Genomic DNA, 449 nt, shown 5'->3' with positions numbered 1-449 from the left:
GACTATGGGCTTGTAACTCTTCTTCTTGAATAGTTTTCAGCACGGCCTGCGCCGCTGCCATCGCCACAGGATTCCCCCCAAAGGTATTGAAATAAGGGATTTTTTGACTAAAGGCAGACAACACATGATCTTTCGCGAGTAAACCTGATACTGGAATACCATTGCCCATCGGCTTGCCTGTGGTAATGATGTCGGGCACCACACCATGACGCCCAAAACCCCAAAAAGAATCGCCTGTACGAGCAAAACCAGGCTGTACTTCATCAGCAATGAAAATACCACCATTGGCATGCACTACATCCACTGCTTTTTTCAGGAAACCAATAGGATTTGGCATTACCCCGTCTGATGAAAAAATGGAATCGGCTAAGAAGCCTGCAAACTTGATGCCATTGGCATTCATATCATCAATTTGTGCTTGAATTTGCGCGGCGAACCAGTCACCTAAA

General features: G+C 46.1%; 1 protein-coding gene. It reads right to left on the bottom strand.

Translation table 11 applies throughout. The features are described 5' to 3' along the window. Nucleotides 1–449: aminotransferase class III-fold pyridoxal phosphate-dependent enzyme (locus tag M3175_RS26015; protein WP_251524601.1), on the bottom strand; the 449-nt coding region annotated here is incomplete at both ends.

The organism is Robertmurraya korlensis (assembly GCF_023715225.1).
In the GTDB taxonomy this organism is placed as follows: Bacteria; Bacillota; Bacilli; order Bacillales; family Cytobacillaceae; genus Robertmurraya_A.
The sequence above is the reverse complement of the archived record's forward strand: the minus strand, read 5'-3'. Positions and strand labels throughout refer to the sequence as shown.